This is a genomic window from Streptosporangium sp. NPDC020145, assembly GCF_040631275.1.
GTDB lineage: Bacteria > Actinomycetota > Actinomycetes > Streptosporangiales > Streptosporangiaceae > Streptosporangium.
Genome location: NZ_JBEXZT010000011.1, coordinates 107,063 through 121,664, shown reverse-complemented (window position 1 = coordinate 121,664; position 14,602 = coordinate 107,063). Strand labels below are relative to the sequence as shown.

At 68.9% G+C, this 14,602-nt stretch carries 17 protein-coding genes; 7 read left to right on the top strand and 10 right to left on the bottom strand.

Annotated features, from left to right (window positions below; genetic code table 11):
* Nucleotide 1 precedes the first annotated feature (1 nt).
* Complete coding sequence (locus tag ABZ463_RS21605) at nt 2–658, bottom strand: response regulator transcription factor (protein ID WP_362778303.1); 657 nt, start codon at nt 656–658, stop codon at nt 2–4.
* Entirely contained in the window at nt 655–1,767 is a 1,113-nt protein-coding gene (locus ABZ463_RS21600; protein WP_362778301.1) for a sensor histidine kinase, read from the bottom strand. Before ABZ463_RS21600 ends, ABZ463_RS21605 begins: the two co-directional genes overlap by 4 nt.
* 235 nt (nt 1,768–2,002) lie before the next feature.
* Here ABZ463_RS21600 and ABZ463_RS21595 point away from each other — a divergent pair, with 235 nt between their 5' ends.
* Nucleotides 2,003–2,686 carry a response regulator transcription factor gene (locus ABZ463_RS21595; protein ID WP_362778299.1) on the top strand — a complete coding sequence of 228 codons (684 nt, stop codon included), beginning with the start codon at nt 2,003–2,005 and terminating at the stop codon, nt 2,684–2,686.
* Entirely contained in the window at nt 2,680–3,882 is a 1,203-nt protein-coding gene (locus tag ABZ463_RS21590; RefSeq protein ID WP_352015990.1) for a histidine kinase, read from the top strand. The genes ABZ463_RS21595 and ABZ463_RS21590 overlap by 7 nt, the downstream gene beginning before the upstream one ends.
* Here ABZ463_RS21590 and ABZ463_RS21585 read toward each other — a convergent pair.
* From ABZ463_RS21585 to ABZ463_RS21565, 5 genes are all read right to left on the bottom strand, one after another.
* Nucleotides 3,831–4,529 (bottom strand): hypothetical protein, encoded by a 699-nt coding sequence (locus ABZ463_RS21585; protein ID WP_362778296.1) that lies wholly within the window; start codon nt 4,527–4,529, stop codon nt 3,831–3,833. The two genes, ABZ463_RS21590 and ABZ463_RS21585, sit on opposite strands and share 52 nt — an antisense overlap.
* Before the next feature lie 157 nt (nt 4,530–4,686).
* Nucleotides 4,687–4,893, bottom strand: coding sequence for a hypothetical protein (locus ABZ463_RS21580; protein ID WP_362778294.1), 207 nt, complete (start codon nt 4,891–4,893; stop codon nt 4,687–4,689).
* A gap of 60 nt (nt 4,894–4,953) precedes the next feature.
* Nucleotides 4,954–5,829 carry a DUF3037 domain-containing protein gene (locus ABZ463_RS21575; RefSeq protein WP_362778291.1) on the bottom strand — a complete coding sequence of 292 codons (876 nt, stop codon included), beginning with the start codon at nt 5,827–5,829 and terminating at the stop codon, nt 4,954–4,956.
* A gap of 15 nt (nt 5,830–5,844) precedes the next feature.
* Entirely contained in the window at nt 5,845–6,633 is a 789-nt protein-coding gene (locus ABZ463_RS21570; RefSeq protein WP_362778288.1) for a hypothetical protein, read from the bottom strand.
* A gap of 395 nt (nt 6,634–7,028) precedes the next feature.
* Nucleotides 7,029–7,625 carry a CGNR zinc finger domain-containing protein gene (locus ABZ463_RS21565; protein ID WP_362778285.1) on the bottom strand — a complete coding sequence of 199 codons (597 nt, stop codon included), beginning with the start codon at nt 7,623–7,625 and terminating at the stop codon, nt 7,029–7,031.
* A gap of 100 nt (nt 7,626–7,725) precedes the next feature.
* Here ABZ463_RS21565 and ABZ463_RS21560 point away from each other — a divergent pair, with 100 nt between their 5' ends.
* Both ABZ463_RS21560 and ABZ463_RS21555 read left to right on the top strand, forming a co-directional pair.
* Nucleotides 7,726–8,496, top strand: a complete 771-nt coding sequence (locus ABZ463_RS21560; RefSeq protein WP_352015995.1) for an SDR family oxidoreductase — start codon at nt 7,726–7,728, stop codon at nt 8,494–8,496.
* A gap of 41 nt (nt 8,497–8,537) precedes the next feature.
* Entirely contained in the window at nt 8,538–9,329 is a 792-nt protein-coding gene (locus ABZ463_RS21555) for a glycoside hydrolase family 16 protein (RefSeq protein ID WP_362778483.1), read from the top strand.
* A gap of 105 nt (nt 9,330–9,434) precedes the next feature.
* Here ABZ463_RS21555 and ABZ463_RS21550 read toward each other — a convergent pair whose 3' ends face one another.
* Nucleotides 9,435–9,884: a hypothetical protein gene (locus tag ABZ463_RS21550; protein WP_362778282.1), complete on the bottom strand. Its 450-nt coding sequence runs from the start codon at nt 9,882–9,884 to the stop codon at nt 9,435–9,437.
* 266 nt (nt 9,885–10,150) lie between these two features.
* The gene (locus ABZ463_RS21545; protein ID WP_362778280.1) at nt 10,151–10,903 is read right to left on the bottom strand and encodes a hypothetical protein; all 753 of its coding nucleotides are present in this window, start codon (nt 10,901–10,903) and stop codon (nt 10,151–10,153) included.
* A gap of 338 nt (nt 10,904–11,241) precedes the next feature.
* Here ABZ463_RS21545 and ABZ463_RS21540 point away from each other — a divergent pair, with 338 nt between their 5' ends.
* The 3 genes from ABZ463_RS21540 to ABZ463_RS21530 all read left to right on the top strand — a co-directional run bounded on the left by ABZ463_RS21540 (nt 11,242) and on the right by ABZ463_RS21530 (nt 14,008).
* The gene (locus ABZ463_RS21540) at nt 11,242–11,892 is read left to right on the top strand and encodes an SRPBCC family protein (RefSeq protein ID WP_362778278.1); all 651 of its coding nucleotides are present in this window, start codon (nt 11,242–11,244) and stop codon (nt 11,890–11,892) included.
* A 498-nt stretch (nt 11,893–12,390) separates the two neighbouring features.
* Entirely contained in the window at nt 12,391–12,708 is a 318-nt protein-coding gene (locus ABZ463_RS21535; protein ID WP_362778276.1) for a hypothetical protein, read from the top strand.
* 517 nt (nt 12,709–13,225) lie between these two features.
* Complete coding sequence (locus ABZ463_RS21530; RefSeq protein WP_362778274.1) at nt 13,226–14,008, top strand: DUF6461 domain-containing protein; 783 nt, start codon at nt 13,226–13,228, stop codon at nt 14,006–14,008.
* A 110-nt stretch (nt 14,009–14,118) separates the two neighbouring features.
* Here ABZ463_RS21530 and ABZ463_RS21525 read toward each other — a convergent pair whose 3' ends face one another.
* Nucleotides 14,119–14,568: a hypothetical protein gene (locus ABZ463_RS21525; protein WP_362778271.1), complete on the bottom strand. Its 450-nt coding sequence runs from the start codon at nt 14,566–14,568 to the stop codon at nt 14,119–14,121.
* Nucleotides 14,569–14,602: the final 34 nt, after the last annotated feature.

The following is a 14,602-nucleotide window of genomic DNA, read 5'->3' as shown; positions in this document are numbered from 1 at the left end:
TTCAGAGCCTGACCCGGTGGGTCTCGTACGCCCAGATGGCGATCTCCACCCGGTTCCTGGCGCCGAGCTTGGCCATCAGGCTGGCGATGTGGGTCTTGACGGTGCTGAGCGAGATGTGAAGCTCGTCGGCGATCTCGTTGTTGGTACGCCCCCGGGCCACCGTGACGAGGATCTGCTCCTCACGCTCGGTGAGCGCCTCGACGGGACGGGCGGGCGGCGCGGCGGGCCCGGCGTGCGCGAAGGCGGTGAGCAGACGGGCGGTGACGCTCGGAGCGATGAGGGCGTCACCGGCCGCCGCGGTGTGCACGGCCTGGGAGAGCAGTTCGGCGCCGGCGTTCTTCAGCAGGAACCCCCTGGCCCCCGCGCGCAGCGCCGCGTAGACGTACTCGTCGAGGTCGAAGGTGGTGATGACCACGACGGGGATCGGGTCCTCCACGGCGGGCCCGGCGAGCATCCGGGTGGCCTCGATGCCGTTGAGCACGGGCATCCGGATGTCGAGAAGGCACACGTCAGGCCGGATCCGCCGGGCGAGGTCGACCGCCCGCCGCCCGTCCGGGGCCTCGCCGACCACCTCGATCCCCGGCTGCGCGTTGAGGATCATCGCCAGCCCGGTACGGACGATCTCCTGGTCGTCGGCGACCAGCACCCGGACGCTCACCCGGTCACCCCGGTGCGCGGCAGTACGGCGGTGACGCTCCACCCCCGGTCGGGATTGGGACCCGCCACACAGGTCCCCCCGAGGAGGTCGGCCCGTTCGATCATGCCGGTGATCCCGTAACCGGGTGTCCCCGCGGGGCGGACGGGATCGCCGTCGTCGCTCACGTGCAGACGGACCGACGTGTCGCCCGCACTGATCCGGACCAGGACCCGGGTGGCGTGCCGCGCGTGCCGCCGGGCGTTGGTGACCGACTCCTGGGAGAGACGGTAGATCGCGGCCTCGACGGAAGGGGGAAGACCGGCGGTGTCCCCCTCGACCTCCACCCGGACGGACGGCCCGGACCGCCCCGGACCCTCCAGCTGGGAGAGGTCGGCGATACCGCGCCCCGGCTCCAGGTCGGCGGGTGTGTTCCTGCGCAGGACGTGAACCATGGCGCGCATCTCGGTGAGCGCCTGGGCCGCCTCGGCCTCGATCACCCGCAACGCCTCGGTTGCGGCGTCCGGCTGGGAGGCCGCCATCGCCAGTCCCGCCTGCGCCCGGATCGCCATCGCCGAGACGTGATGGGCGACGGTGTCGTGCAGATCCCGGGCCAGTTGCTCGCGTTCGAGCAGTTTGACCTGGTCGAGTTCCCGTGTCCGCGCCCTCGTCCGGTACCGGAACGCCGCTCCCACGGCGACCACCGAGAACACGACGGCGAACGCGGCGGCCGTGTCGGCGGGACCTCGGTAGTCCACGACCACCGAGAACGCGGTCTTGACGAGGATGACCGCCAACCCGACGATCGCCTCCCGCCCGGACCCCCACCGGAACAGCGCGTAGGGCAGGAGGAGCAGATAGACCATGGTGTTCGACTCGGGGGAGACCCCACCCGTCAGCACCTGGGCCACACCCGACAGGCCGAACGCGATCACGACCATCGGCAACGGCCGGGTGCGGCGCCACAACAGGGTGGGCACCAGGCCGACCGCGAGGCCGACCGAGACGACCCGCGAGGGCATGTCCGGCCGTACCACTCCTTCGAGCAGCGCGACCGGCAGCAACACCCCCACGAGCACCCAGTCTCGCCACACCCGTTGTGGCGCGTCGGGGGAACGGGGCTCATGCCACACAGAGCGAATAAGGCCGCGCACGAAGTCATGGTACGAGAGCCCCCACCTCCCACAATCAGCCCAAAGTACGAGACATTTCGCTCACCGGATTGGTAGGCGCCGAAAGCGCGCGGAGCTCCGGCGGGGACCGGGTCGTGCACGTGGTGGAGGCGGGGTCCGCCACGTGGAGGAGGCGCACCGCCCCCGCCTGCCGTACCTTCTACCCTGTTGTCCTGCTGAAAGACCGGAGAATCCAGTGGCGATCAGGTTGGTCATCGCGGACGACCAGGCGATGATCCGCACCGGGCTGCGGCTCGTCATCGAGACGGCGCCGGGCATCGAGGTCGTGGGGGAGGCGGCCGACGGCCGTCAGGTTCTCACCGTGGCCCGTCAGCTGCGACCGGACGTCCTGCTGATGGACATCGCCATGCCGGGACTGGACGGACTGAGCGCCGCCAGGCAACTCCTTGAGGATCCGGAACCACCCAAGATCATCATGTTGACCACCTTCAACACCGACGACAACCTGCACGCCTCACTGCGCGCGCGGGTCCACGGCTTCCTCCTCAAGAGCTCACCGGCCGAGCAACTCATCGAGGCCGTGCGCGTGGCGGCGGCCGGAGGCGCGGTCATCGACCCCGCGGTCACCCCGCGGGTGATCGACTCGTTCGCGGCCCAGCCCCAGCCGGTCCCGGCGCCCGAGCTGGCCACGCTCACCCCACGTGAGCTGGAGGTGCTGCGGCTGCTCGCGGACGGGATGTCCAACCCCGAGATAGCGCGGGACCTGCGTATCGGCGAGGTGACCGTACGAACCCACGTCGGGCACATCCTGCGCAAGCTCAGCCTGCGCGACCGCATCCACGCGGTCGTGTTCGCCTACGAGGCCGGAGTCGTACGGCCAGGCAGGGGGCGGGACGACGTGAGGGACGGGTCGTGCTGACGCGACTGCTCAACGGCCGACGTCCCACCTGGCCCGACCTGCTGCTCTCCCTCGCCGTGACCGTGGCCGGACTGGTGGAGTCCTACGGCCGTCAGGGGGCCGGATACGGCCAGATCGAGAACCCGATGACGATGGCGGCGGGGGCGATCGTCTCCGGGGTGCTGCTGCTCTTCCGGCGCGCGTTTCCGATGACGGCTCTCCTGATGCTGACCGTGCTCGGCTTCACCATGCAGAGGACGACGAACCCGGAGTACTACGCCGCGTGGCACTTCTACTCGACCCTGATCCTGCTGCACAGCGTGGCGAGCGCCGCCGAGCTGCGCAGCCGCCGGGGGATCGCCGGGCTGTTCTGCCTGCTGATCGCCTACGGCCACCTGCAGACCCTGAGACTGGTCGACATCCCGGAGGTCCTGATCAGCGCGATCTTCGTGGGGGTGGCGTACACCAGCGGCATCCTGCTGCGCAGGCAGATGGACCGGACGGCACGGCTGGCCCAGCACACCACCCGCCTGGAGATGGAACGTGAGGAGCGGGCCCGCTGGGCGGTGGCAGAGGAACGCGCGCGGATCGCCCGCGAACTGCACGACATCGTCTCCCACAACGTGAGCCTGATGACCCTGCACGTGGGCGGGGTACGCAGGATGCTCGGCGACGACCGGGAAAGGGAACGCGAACGCACCCTGCTGCTCGGTGTCGAACAGGCGGGCCGGGAGGCCGTCGCCGAGCTCACGCTCATGCTGGGGATGCTGCGGTCCCTGGGTGACGGCGACGTCCCCGCCCCCCAGCCCGGCCTGGACCGTCTGGACGAGCTGATCGCCCAGGTCCGGGAGGCGGGGCCGCGGATCGAGCCGCGGATCATCGGAACCCCGACGCCCCTGTCGTCGGGGTTGGACCTGTCCGCGTACCGCCTGATCCAGGAGGCGCTGACGAACGTGCTGAAACACGCGCGCGCCTCCAACGTCGACATCACCATCGCGTACGGCCCCGCCGAGCTGAGCATCCTCGTGATCAACGACGGGGCGGACCCCGCCGCCGGCGACACGGCCCGCCGTCCGCCAGAGGGCGGACACGGCCTGATCGGAATGCGGGAACGGATCGAGATGCACGGTGGCGAACTGTCCGTCGGCCCCATCCCGGGCGGGCACTACCGGGTGTTCGCGAGGTTCCCGCTCGGCGACCCGGTGGGGGTCGGCTGAACCGGCTCTCCCGACCACTCCTCGTCGCTCATGCGCAGCATCCTGAGCCCGATGACTCCGGCACCGGCGATGTAGAGCGCCCCGCCCGCGATCGTGCCGAACGGGAAGATCGGCCCCGTCAGGATGCCGGCCAGCATCGCGAAGGGAGCCCACCACGGCCCGCGCCGGGCGTAGGCCAGGGCCAGCCCGAGCAGGAGCAGGCCGACGAGCCCGACGAACCCCGGGATCTGGAACGCGTACCGGGCCCCGGGGTCGGTGATCGCCTGGTCCGCGAGCGCGGCGCCCTGCGCGGCGGGCAGAGCCCTTTCGAGATACGAGTAGAAGAAGTCGCCGAGCATCAGCCCGGAGAAGTTCACGACGCCGAAGAACGCGAGCCCTCCGGCGATGTGCCCGAAGACGACACCACGCCCCCGGATCAGGTGGACCATCCCGACGATGCCCGGGAGCAGCAGAACCCAGCTCCAGTGGAGCAGCGAGGCGCTGACCGAGACCTGCTCCGGATATCGGCCGTAGACGCCGACGGTGTCGCCGCCCTGTCTGAGCGCCGGGTCGGCGACGACGGCCACCACATAGAGCAGCGGCGCGACGACCAGGCTGAGCCCGGCCACCGTTCTGCGAAAGGCGCGGGGATCCGCGAGCACCGACATTGACCTTCCCCTTCCATGAAGACCGCGACGAACAGGGCGGTCAGGTTGGGAAGGTAGGCGCGGAAACCACCGGGCGTCGTCCTTCTGAGGACCGACCGGCACTCCTCGCCCAAGCGGAGCCGTACCCACGCCCACCTCCACACGACGGGCGTTCGGCTCAGCTCACGGCCGTCCACATGGGGTCCAGGAAACGCGCTCGACCTCGCCGGTGCCGGTACGACAGGTGCACATGCCGTAGGAACAGCAGGTCGCTGACCGTGTCCGCCAGAGGGCCGTCCTCGTCCGCGGCGCATAGCAGAGTGATGATGTCAACGAAGAGATCGGGGAACACCTCCACCAGAGGCGGGCGCCGACCGGCGGTCATACCGCGCACGGTACCCAAACGCCTCCTACCGCGACCCGGGAAGGCGGCGGCGCGGACCACTTAGTGGAGGGCCTGTGCCAGTTCTGCGGCCCGGGAGGTGACGGCCTGGACTTCGTCGAGGGAGTGGACATGCGCATAGAGCGTGTCGAAAACCTGCTGGGACTCCTCGAAGGCCTCTGTCTGCTTACGTGTCTCCGGTGGCGCGATCACAACCTGCAGATCCACGTCCGGTGAGATGGTGCTGGTCCGGCCCAGCGAGTCGATGACTCTGGCATCCTCGCCTCGGCGAAGTCGCTCCAGGGCATAACCCCACGCCTTCACCTGGAGAGGAACATCTTCAACCTGCGCAAGCCGGAACGACCAGGTTTGCGTGAGCTGGACCACTCGACCGTTCGCGATGGCGAAGTCAACCGGGGTGTGAACTCGCGCTCCGACGTGGATCTGGACCTTTGCCCGGATGTACTCCTCCGAGATCAAAGCGGCCCGGAACGCCTCTCGGAGATCGCGATGTAGATCACGCTTAGTGACCGAGGGGTGTTTCGACGCGGACACGGGGTCGATGATGAGGTGCTCGAAGACGAACGCCAGCGCCTCTTCGGCGCTGTGAGCCAGCAGGGGCGCTGGTTCGCTGAACTGCACCACATTGCGGTGATCGCGGTGAAGCTTGAGCAGCCATTCCTCGCCCAAGGGCTCGCCGCGATCCTCCAGTAGAGCCGTGCGACTTCTGTCGATCTCCTCGTCCAGATGGATCAGTTGACTGATCGCGGTTTCCAGCGCCGCAGTACCGGCGAACTTCCGCGCACGGTCCAGGTTGCTGATCTGCCTGATCGTCCAGTCGCCTGTCACCGGATCGCCGGCGACCGCTCCGACGTTGACGAACTCACCTGTGCGTGGGTCCGGGAGACAGCGGACAATCGAGTAAACGTAACGACTCATTGGACCGACCTCCCTTCAGATCAATGCTCGCAACCTGGCGGCTGTGGTGGGCGCCCGGCGTTCCAGGAACCAGCCGAGTGCTTCCAGATCGTCGTCGCTCACCGGCCACGATGCTGGCACGCCACGCACAACCTTGACGAGAGCATCGCGACCTATTCTCTCAAGCGCGGCCGACACTTCGTCGATCGCACCAGGGTCGAGTCCACTCGGGGGGTCCGGCAACTCATTTGGCTCATCGACGCTGAGCTCCAGGTATGTACGACGGACAGTCCCGTCGTTGGGAGGCAGATAGAGACCGTGGTCGTGGCTGTAGATCGAGCGGTCGTTGCTCAGATCGTGCAGCCACTGAGGGTCTGACCCGAAACACCAGTCGTAAAGGGCGTAGACACCGACCTGACGTCTACGGTTGTCATCCTGAGTCCGGCTGGTCAGCTGTGGCCGAGTCTCGATGGCACGGTCCAGTGCGAGACAGGCGTGAGCGATCCCTGGCTGGAGCTTGCCGAACGGCATCGGCCAACCCGCGAGATCATCCGGGATGCGGATCAGGCCGCTGTCACAGACAGGAGCCCCGATGAGTCGTCCCACCTGGGCGACGACGTATTCCACGGCTAGAGATCCGCGAGCGTGTTCAGGACAGCCTTCCAGCGCCTTCACGAAATACCTGCGGTTGTCACTGCCGATCACGGGAAACGGGCTGGCGAACGACTGGCCCATCGCACCACCTGTCAAGGCGCGTACGGTGAGGGAGTCGAAATCGTCGTGGCGGCCTGTGACCAGGCTCGACCACTCGCTCAAGTCGGCCATTGGCCCTCCTGCCTGCCGTCCTGCCCGACCGGCAGAACCATAGAGGATCACATGTGTCTTCGTACGGGCAGCGGGAAATATCCGGGAGATCCGCCAACATGAGAGGAACCATCCTGGTCGTCCCCGAGCGCAACCTGCCTCCTCACGCGTGAGGTCGGGTTATGGGTGAACTGGGGGCAGGGCCGGCCGAGTGGATGCCGGTGGCGCGGATCCCGGAGATCACCGCCTGCGGGACGTTTGGTTGTCGGGGACGTTGATGGACCTGTATGCGGCGCGGAAACGGACGGTTGGGGACACGTCTGATTGCTGTGAGAACGCCAATGTGATCGTTTCCGGGTGGGTCCGGCAGGGGACCGATGTCTGACCAAGAAAATGCCTGGATCCGGCCTCCGAACCTACGGACCGGAGTTCGCCCTGGCTCTGGCCCGGTACGCCCGTGTCGCCATCTGGGCGCCGCAGGTGCGGGCGTCGCAGTAAACCGCGGCCTGGTTGCGGGAGCGGTCGTAGTAGCCGAGTTCGCAGGGCGGGTTGCGGCACGCCTTCACCCGGCTCCACGTCCCGCGCAGGGCCAGTTCGGCGGCGGACGCGAGCACCCGGGCGAAGGCGCCCGCCGTACCTCCGGCGACCGGGCACAGCGCGGCGTCGAGGACGCCGACGACGGGACGGACCGGATACAGCTCCCCGAAGCGCCGCAGGCGGTCGACGTCCTCGTCGCGGACCGGGGCGCCGGCGTGTGAGAGCAGGACGCCGATCAGGGCCTCGCGCAGTTCGCGTGCCGCGGCCAGGTCGGTCGCGGTGACGCGGACGCCGGAGTCCGCCAGCCCGGCGGCGGCCAGCCAGTCGCGGAAGGACTCGGTGTCCGCCAGGCGCTCCCGCTCACCGCGCAGCGCCCGGGTGTTGACGAAGGCCAGTACCAGCTCGGCGGCAGGGGAGGGCGTCAGTGGGCTGCCGCCCGTCGTCGCGGCGGGTGCGGCGGGCACAACGGTGGACACAGGGGCAGCCTACGGGCTCGTCGGCAGCGGTGTAATGTCATGAGCTAAACCATTACGGTAATGACGAACGTGCGGGCTTCCGCCGTCGACAGGAGGCTCCGTGACATCGTTTCCCGACTTCGGCGTGGCCGGGCGGGTCGCCCTCGTCACCGGTGCGGCGCGTGGCCTCGGCCGGGCGATCGCGCTGGCACTGGCCAACGCCGGGGCCGACGTCGCCCTGGGACTGCGCGACGTCGGCGCGGACTCCGGCCTGGCCGCCGAGATCCGGGCGCTGGGCCGTACGGCGCTGCCCCTGCAGATGGATCTGGCCGACCCCGGCCAGATCGCCGGAGCCGTGGAGGCCGTGACGGACCGGTTCGGCCGGATCGACATCCTGGTCAACAACGCGGGCGTGGCGCCGGGCAACCCGGCCGAGGACGTCACCGAGACCGACTTCGACCGGACGGTCGCGATCAACCTCAAGGGCGTCTTCCTCACCAGCCAGGCCGCGGGCCGGGTCATGATCCGCCAGGGATACGGACGGATCGTCAACCTGGGGTCGCAGGCCGGCGAGGTGGCCCTGCCCGGAGAGTCCGTGTACTGCATGACCAAGGCCGCCGTCGCCCACCTCACCCGTTGTCTCGCGGTGGAGTGGGGCCCGTACGGGATCACGGTCAACAACGTCGCCCCGACCTTCGTCCGTACTCCCGGGACGGCCGCGGCACTGGCCGACCCGGAGTTCGAAGCCGACGTGATCGAGCGCATCGCGGCCCTGCACCGCATCGGAGAGCCCATGGAGGTCGCCGGGGCGGTGCTGTTCCTCGCCTCGCCGGCCGCTTCGCTGGTCACCGGGCACACGCTCGTCGTGGACGGCGGCTGGACCGTCCGCTGAACCCCGTCCTGTTCCCTCGAAAGGAGAGACACGTGGAGGGCATGCCCGATCCGGTCACCAAGAACGGTTACGAGTTGGAGTTCGAGGACGTCTTCGACGGCGATCGTCTCGACGAGAACCGATGGGTGCCCCGTTACCTGCCCCAGTGGACCACCGGCACGGCGTCCCTCGCCCGGTACCGGGTCGGCGGCGGCCTGCTGCGGCTCCTGATCGAGGAGGACCAGCCGTCGTGGTGCCCCGAGGCCGAGGGGGAACTCCGTGTCTCCTCCCTGCAGACCGGTCTCTTCGCCGGACCCGTGGGCAGCGGCGTCGGGCAGCACGGCCGCGGGCCCGGCATGGTCGTCCGCGAGGCGCAGGCCAACGTCAGGCTCTACACCCCCCGGTACGGCCTCGTCGAGATGCGGGCCAAGGCGACCGACGACCCCCGTGCCATGGTCGCGCTGTGGATGATCGGCTACGAGGACGAGCCGGAACGTTCGGCCGAGATCTGCGTCTGTGAGATCTTCGGCAGGGACGTCCGGCCGGACGGCGCACGGATCGGCATGGGGCTGCACCCCTTCGGCGACCCGGAGATCACCGACGATTTCACCGTGGAGTCCGTACCCATCGACGTCCGTGACTTCCACGTGTACGCGGCCGAGTGGACACCCGGCCGGGTGACCTTCCTCATCGACGGGGAACGCGTCAGGACCGTGCCCCAGTCGCCGCGCTACCCGATGCAGCTCATGCTCGGCATCTACGAGTTCCCCCGTACGGGCCCGGAGCCGGCACGGCCGTATCCACGGGAGTTCACGGTCGACTACGTCCGCGGCTACCGGCCCGCGGCCGGGTGAGACGGCCGGCGCATCGACTCGGCCGCTCGCCCGCCGGTCGTGAGGGCGACAGGACGGAGCACCGGTCATCGGCCGGCACGGCCGGCCGATGACCGGCACGGCCGCTCAGCTGACGGCCATCGCGAAGAGGCCGACCAGGAACCCGGCCGCCGCCACCAGGCAGACCCGGCCTGCCACCCGCCCCACCAACTCGTCCAGGTACCAGATCCAGAGCCCGCCACTACACAGGGCCAGCAGGAACCAGAAGAACGGCAACGACGCCGCCACCCCCAGCACGCCCCGAAGGTTGGCCCGGTCCCCACCGGCGTTGATCTGGGCGGGATAGACCGCGCTGCTCTCGGCCCACGAGAAGGCCTTGACCATCACACGGTCACCGGTGGAGGCGTAGGTGAAGACCCCCGTACAGGTCCGCAGGCTCCTGCGGCCGCTGCCCGAGCGACACTCGGTGACCAGCAGCGTCCCGGGCTCACCGACCAGACCGGCCGACAACGCGGCGTTCATCAGGCCCGTCACCGCCTGGTACCCCAGATACCCGACCGCGAGGGTCGCGGACACGGTGATGCACGCCGTCCAGAGATGAGAACCCAGAGAGTCGCGCTTGCCGTACTTCGAACGCCGTGACGACAGCCGCCTACCGGGTGTCGGTCGGCCGGAACGCCGGTACTGGCCACGCGAACGAGGTTTCCGCATGAGAGCACCATGTCGCCCCGTGCTTGCGCCCGGGTTGGAGTTCGCTGGTGCGCACGTTCGGCACAGCGGAGGCGCACGGCAAAGGCGCATGGTCGCGACTGCGGCGGGGGTCTCGAACCCGGCCCGGCCGGTCAGCCGGGAGTGACCCGGTCACGGTCCCGCACCCCCATCTGCGGTACGCGCTGGGCGGCGGCGTACACCGGTCCGCGTACCCGCTGCATCACACCCGCAGGAGGCAGGCCGGGAATCGGATGCCGGGCCGGGTCGAACCGCATCGGCGCCGCGGAGTCCGGTAGCGGCGGGCCGGTCAGTTCCAGCAGGCCGAAGCGCCGCCAGGGCGTCAACGGATGGGCCACCACCAGGTCCAGCACCAGCGGTTCACGCTCAACCGCCAGTGCGAGCTCGTCAAGGTCGGCCCACGAGGCCCATGACGACCGCGCGACGGCGCCGAGTAACACCTTCCGGTTCCGGCCGTCGAGGGCGAACGACAGCAGCGAGCCGTACATGCCCGGCGCCCACCGCCTCGTGGGCCGCAACGCACGCCGGCCGAGGACGGTGTGTCCCGTGGTGGCCAGCAGCAGGTCGCAGACACCCTCGCCCGTGTCACCCGGCAGCCCGGCCGCGGACCAGCGGACGGCGAGGCCGAGGATGTCCGGCAGCGGCGGTGGTAGACCGGCCGCGCGAGACAGGCGAGCCACCCCGGTCAGGGTCATGGGCTCGTCCAGGAAGGCGGCGCCCATCTGTGGAGACACGCCCCGCAGACGCAGGGCGGCGTGGAGAACGAGCCCGTCAGGGTGCAGCGGCCTCCCGTGTCGCAGTCGCGCCGCCTTCTCGGAGACGGCCGCCAACCCAGCGCCGACGGCGCGGACAACCCGGTCCTTCACGCGTCCCGCCACCTTCCGTCACCTGACCGCGCGCCGGTCACGATCGGTGTGACAGCGGCCTTCCGCGGCCTCTCTGATCCGTGCCTACCCCTCACAACCCCCTCGAAGCCGCCTCGGCCGGCACCCCGTACGCGGCCCGGCCCCTGGGACAGGGCTCCCGCCGGTCCGGCCCCCTTTTCGCGACACGGCCACCATGGACGCGGTCTGGAAATCAAGTTCACGACAGTTATTGGCTCTAACTTTTCCTATTGCTGCTCACTGTCGCTCGTTATATGGTCTAACGGTCGCTAGTGCTGATAGCTCGACTGGTCGACCCGGTCGACGAACAGAGGAGAAGGATGTTCCGCACTCGCTCGGCCACCTCGCGAACCCCTCGCCGCCGGAGCGGCACGCGCGCCGCCCTGCTCGCGGTTCCGCTGACCGTCGCCGGTGTCCTCGGCGCCACCGCCGTGCCCGTCCAGGCCGTCACCCACGATCACGGCACCGGCCCGGCCTCGCTGACCTGCCAAGGCAGAGGTGTCGACCCGGCCGCCAAGGCCCGCTACCGGACCGAAATCCTCATCCAGGCGCCGCTCCGCACGATCTGGGATCTGCAGACCGACGTGGAAGACTGGCCCTCCTGGCAGAAGCCCGTCGCGCCCATGACCACAAAGCGTCTCGACCCGGGTCCACTGCGCGAGCGCTCACGGTTCCAGGCGACCGTTCACCTGCCCCCCAACCCCCCGTCCCCGCCCTCCACGGTGGTCATCACCTCCACCGTCCGGCAACTCCAGTACGGCAGGTGCATCCGCTGGACCGGACCCGCCGACGGCGCCGGTTTCCACATCGACGGCATCCACGTCTGGAACTTCGTCAAAGTCCCCGGCGGCGTCCTCGTCCGCACCGAGGAAAGCCACACCGGCCCCCAAGCCGACCCCACCTCGGACATGGGCCTGGAAGCCTGGCTCAACGATCTCAAGACCGCCGCGGAATCCGGCTCCCACAACTGACCGGACAACAGTCGGCCCCGCTGGTTCACCTCGTGGCCACCGATGCCTCCTTCGTGACGCACGGACGGGTGAGGACCGGCGTCGTCCACGCTTCGGCCCCCGCCCGAGGTCGTCCCCGCAGCCCGGCGCGGGGAGCCTGAACGCCTCGTCCGGGGGAGGATCGGATGTGTCCCACTATGGACGCTCGCTCGCTTCCCGCACGGCCAACCTCGGCGGACGTCGCCAGGCGCGGTTTCCAGGAGCTATGGCCGTAGGTGCTCACACTCATCGGAGACCGGCTCCGATCCCCCTCAAAGCCCGGACCGTCGAGCAGACGCACCAGGTGGTGAAAGCCGCAGCGGCGTGACAACCGGCCAGGCGAGCCGCTGATTCGGGTCCGATCCAGCGGGCGCCGAAGCGGGACCATGCAGCCGAAATATGAAGAAATGCAAGCTCCCCGCCGACGCCGATCGATGGTCACCTTGAGGTGTCCTCCTTCCCAGTCGTAAGGAGCCACCCATGAGAATCCGCCGATTATCCACAGCCCTGCTCGCGACGGCACTGGGTGCCGCCACGGTCGTCACCGGGGCGACACCGGCACAGGCCGAACCCTCCGACTGCGTTATCGGCCGCCTCTACGATCCGCCCGCGTACACCAGCTACTGCGCGAGCGGCACCGGCTACCACATGATCGGTGTGGGCTGGAAGCACCCCAACCCGCAGATGCCCGAGTACGGCGAGTGGCACGGCGAGTGGGCGCCCGTCGGCGGCACGTCCATCGCGTACATCCCCTTCAGCAGGCAGATCACCGGCGTGAACATCCTGAAGAAGGACTAGTAAGAGCGCCCCGCCCGCCCTCCCACGCGGAGGACATCAGCCCTGGGCGGGGCCGTCCACAGTGCCTTCCGTGTGGCGTGGGTCCACACCCCGCACCGCCTGAAGACCACCGGCCTGATCACGCTCGCCGACAAGGGCCGCCTCGGTGCCGGTGAGCACGTCCGCGTGCCGTACAAGGACGGGAACAGGCCCGTCTCGCAGAAGGGCTCCAGCTCCACCCCCGCCAGGCTTCGTGACCCCGGCGAGCGGGTGAACACGCAGTCGAAGGCCTGGCGCGTCCCGCGCTGCCGCCCTCTTCGCGCAGGTCAACTCGTCAAAGGATCATCTCGCCTCAACTTTGTGAAGCGAGATGAAAAAGCTTCGTGTATGTTCCGGATCTTGGGATGGGGTGTCGCGGCCGAAGACCTCGTCAACTCACGTTTTCCGCCAGAGTGCGCTTCGTCACCATGGCCCGCAGCGAGAAGCACGATGCCTGGACGGCGAGGCAGGACATCAACCCCGTCGGTAGTTTCTGATCATGTCCGATGCCGACTTCACGCCTCTCCGCGTCACCCACCGCGTGGGGCTCTCCCGCGAGACCTCCCTCCGCATGCGCACATGGGCGAAGGCGAAGGGTTACACCGTCAGCTGGCGTGGCCGGGTCGCACAGGAGATCATCGACGCCTTCCTCACCGCCCATCCCGAGGTCGTCGAGCAGGCGAGAACGTTCGAGATGGTCCACGCCACCGCGAGAACCCCCGGCCCGTCGCCGGAGGACTACGCGTGGGAGGGGAACAGCCGGCTCGGGGACGTCTACACGATCGTCTTCGTCCGTGGGCTCGACGAACACGAGGTGCTGCGCCGACTCGGCGCCGCGGACGAGGACATCCGGCTGATCGAAGACGGGGACCACTCCTGTCCAGAGGGACCTCAGATCGTCACCGTGAGGCGAATCGGGGACTGGACCGTCGCGGTCGAGGACTGCGGCTGGCGCGGCGCACGACGAGAGACTCTGGGCGCCTTGTCACGCGACGGTGGAGAGGCCGTGACGGTGCATCGGCATGACTACGCCCGGCACCATGTCGCCTATGCCGTCGACGGCCGGCTCATCACCGACATCAACCCGGGATTTCCCATCGACAGGTGGGGTACGGACCCCGACCGGCTCAACCACCACCTCCGCGAACTGGGCATCGATCCGACCGCCGAGGACAGCGTCGACAACCCCATCCCGGCGGCCCTGGCCCTCGCCGGCCGCATCACCGGCGTCACGATCAACCCCCACCACCTTCACCGCCCCGTTCTCGGCGCCACTCTCTGACCCCTGGCGGTGTCGAGACCGTTCCGCCCATGCTCCGATCTTCATGAGCCAAGGGCGTCAGCGGTAGGGATGGAGGTGGCCGGTGGATCCGATCAGAGCCGAACTCCAGGTCAGGCACCATCGGTCCGGTAGTCGAAGTACACGGTGAGGCTTGGCCAGTCGCCGTCCTCGGTGATCTCGTTGTGCATGATCACGTCGTGGACTTCGACATCGCCCAGTTCCTCGATGGAATCTGCGACCCTACGAAGGAGCGCGGGCACATCTCCTTGCTCTGGCCCCTCCGGGTTGGCCTGGGAGAAGTGGTGCATGGTCCAGGTGCTTCGCTCGGACATCCCCGGCCCTCCTCTGATCGCTGCGCTGTACCGCAGCATAGAGATCATGCGGTTGTTGCGAGCCCTCCCTGGTGGGGAACAGAGCCATCGGGCGGCCTTGGCATTGGCCAGGCCGGGACCGTGGTCGCCGAACTTGCCGGCGATGGCGCTTTTGCGCATGAGGACACAGGAGATGACGCGCCGGTCGCCCGGTTCCATGCCGTAGTCCAGGGCTTCGTCGGCCCACATGATGGCCTGGGTCTGTCATCACGGGTGAGGGACA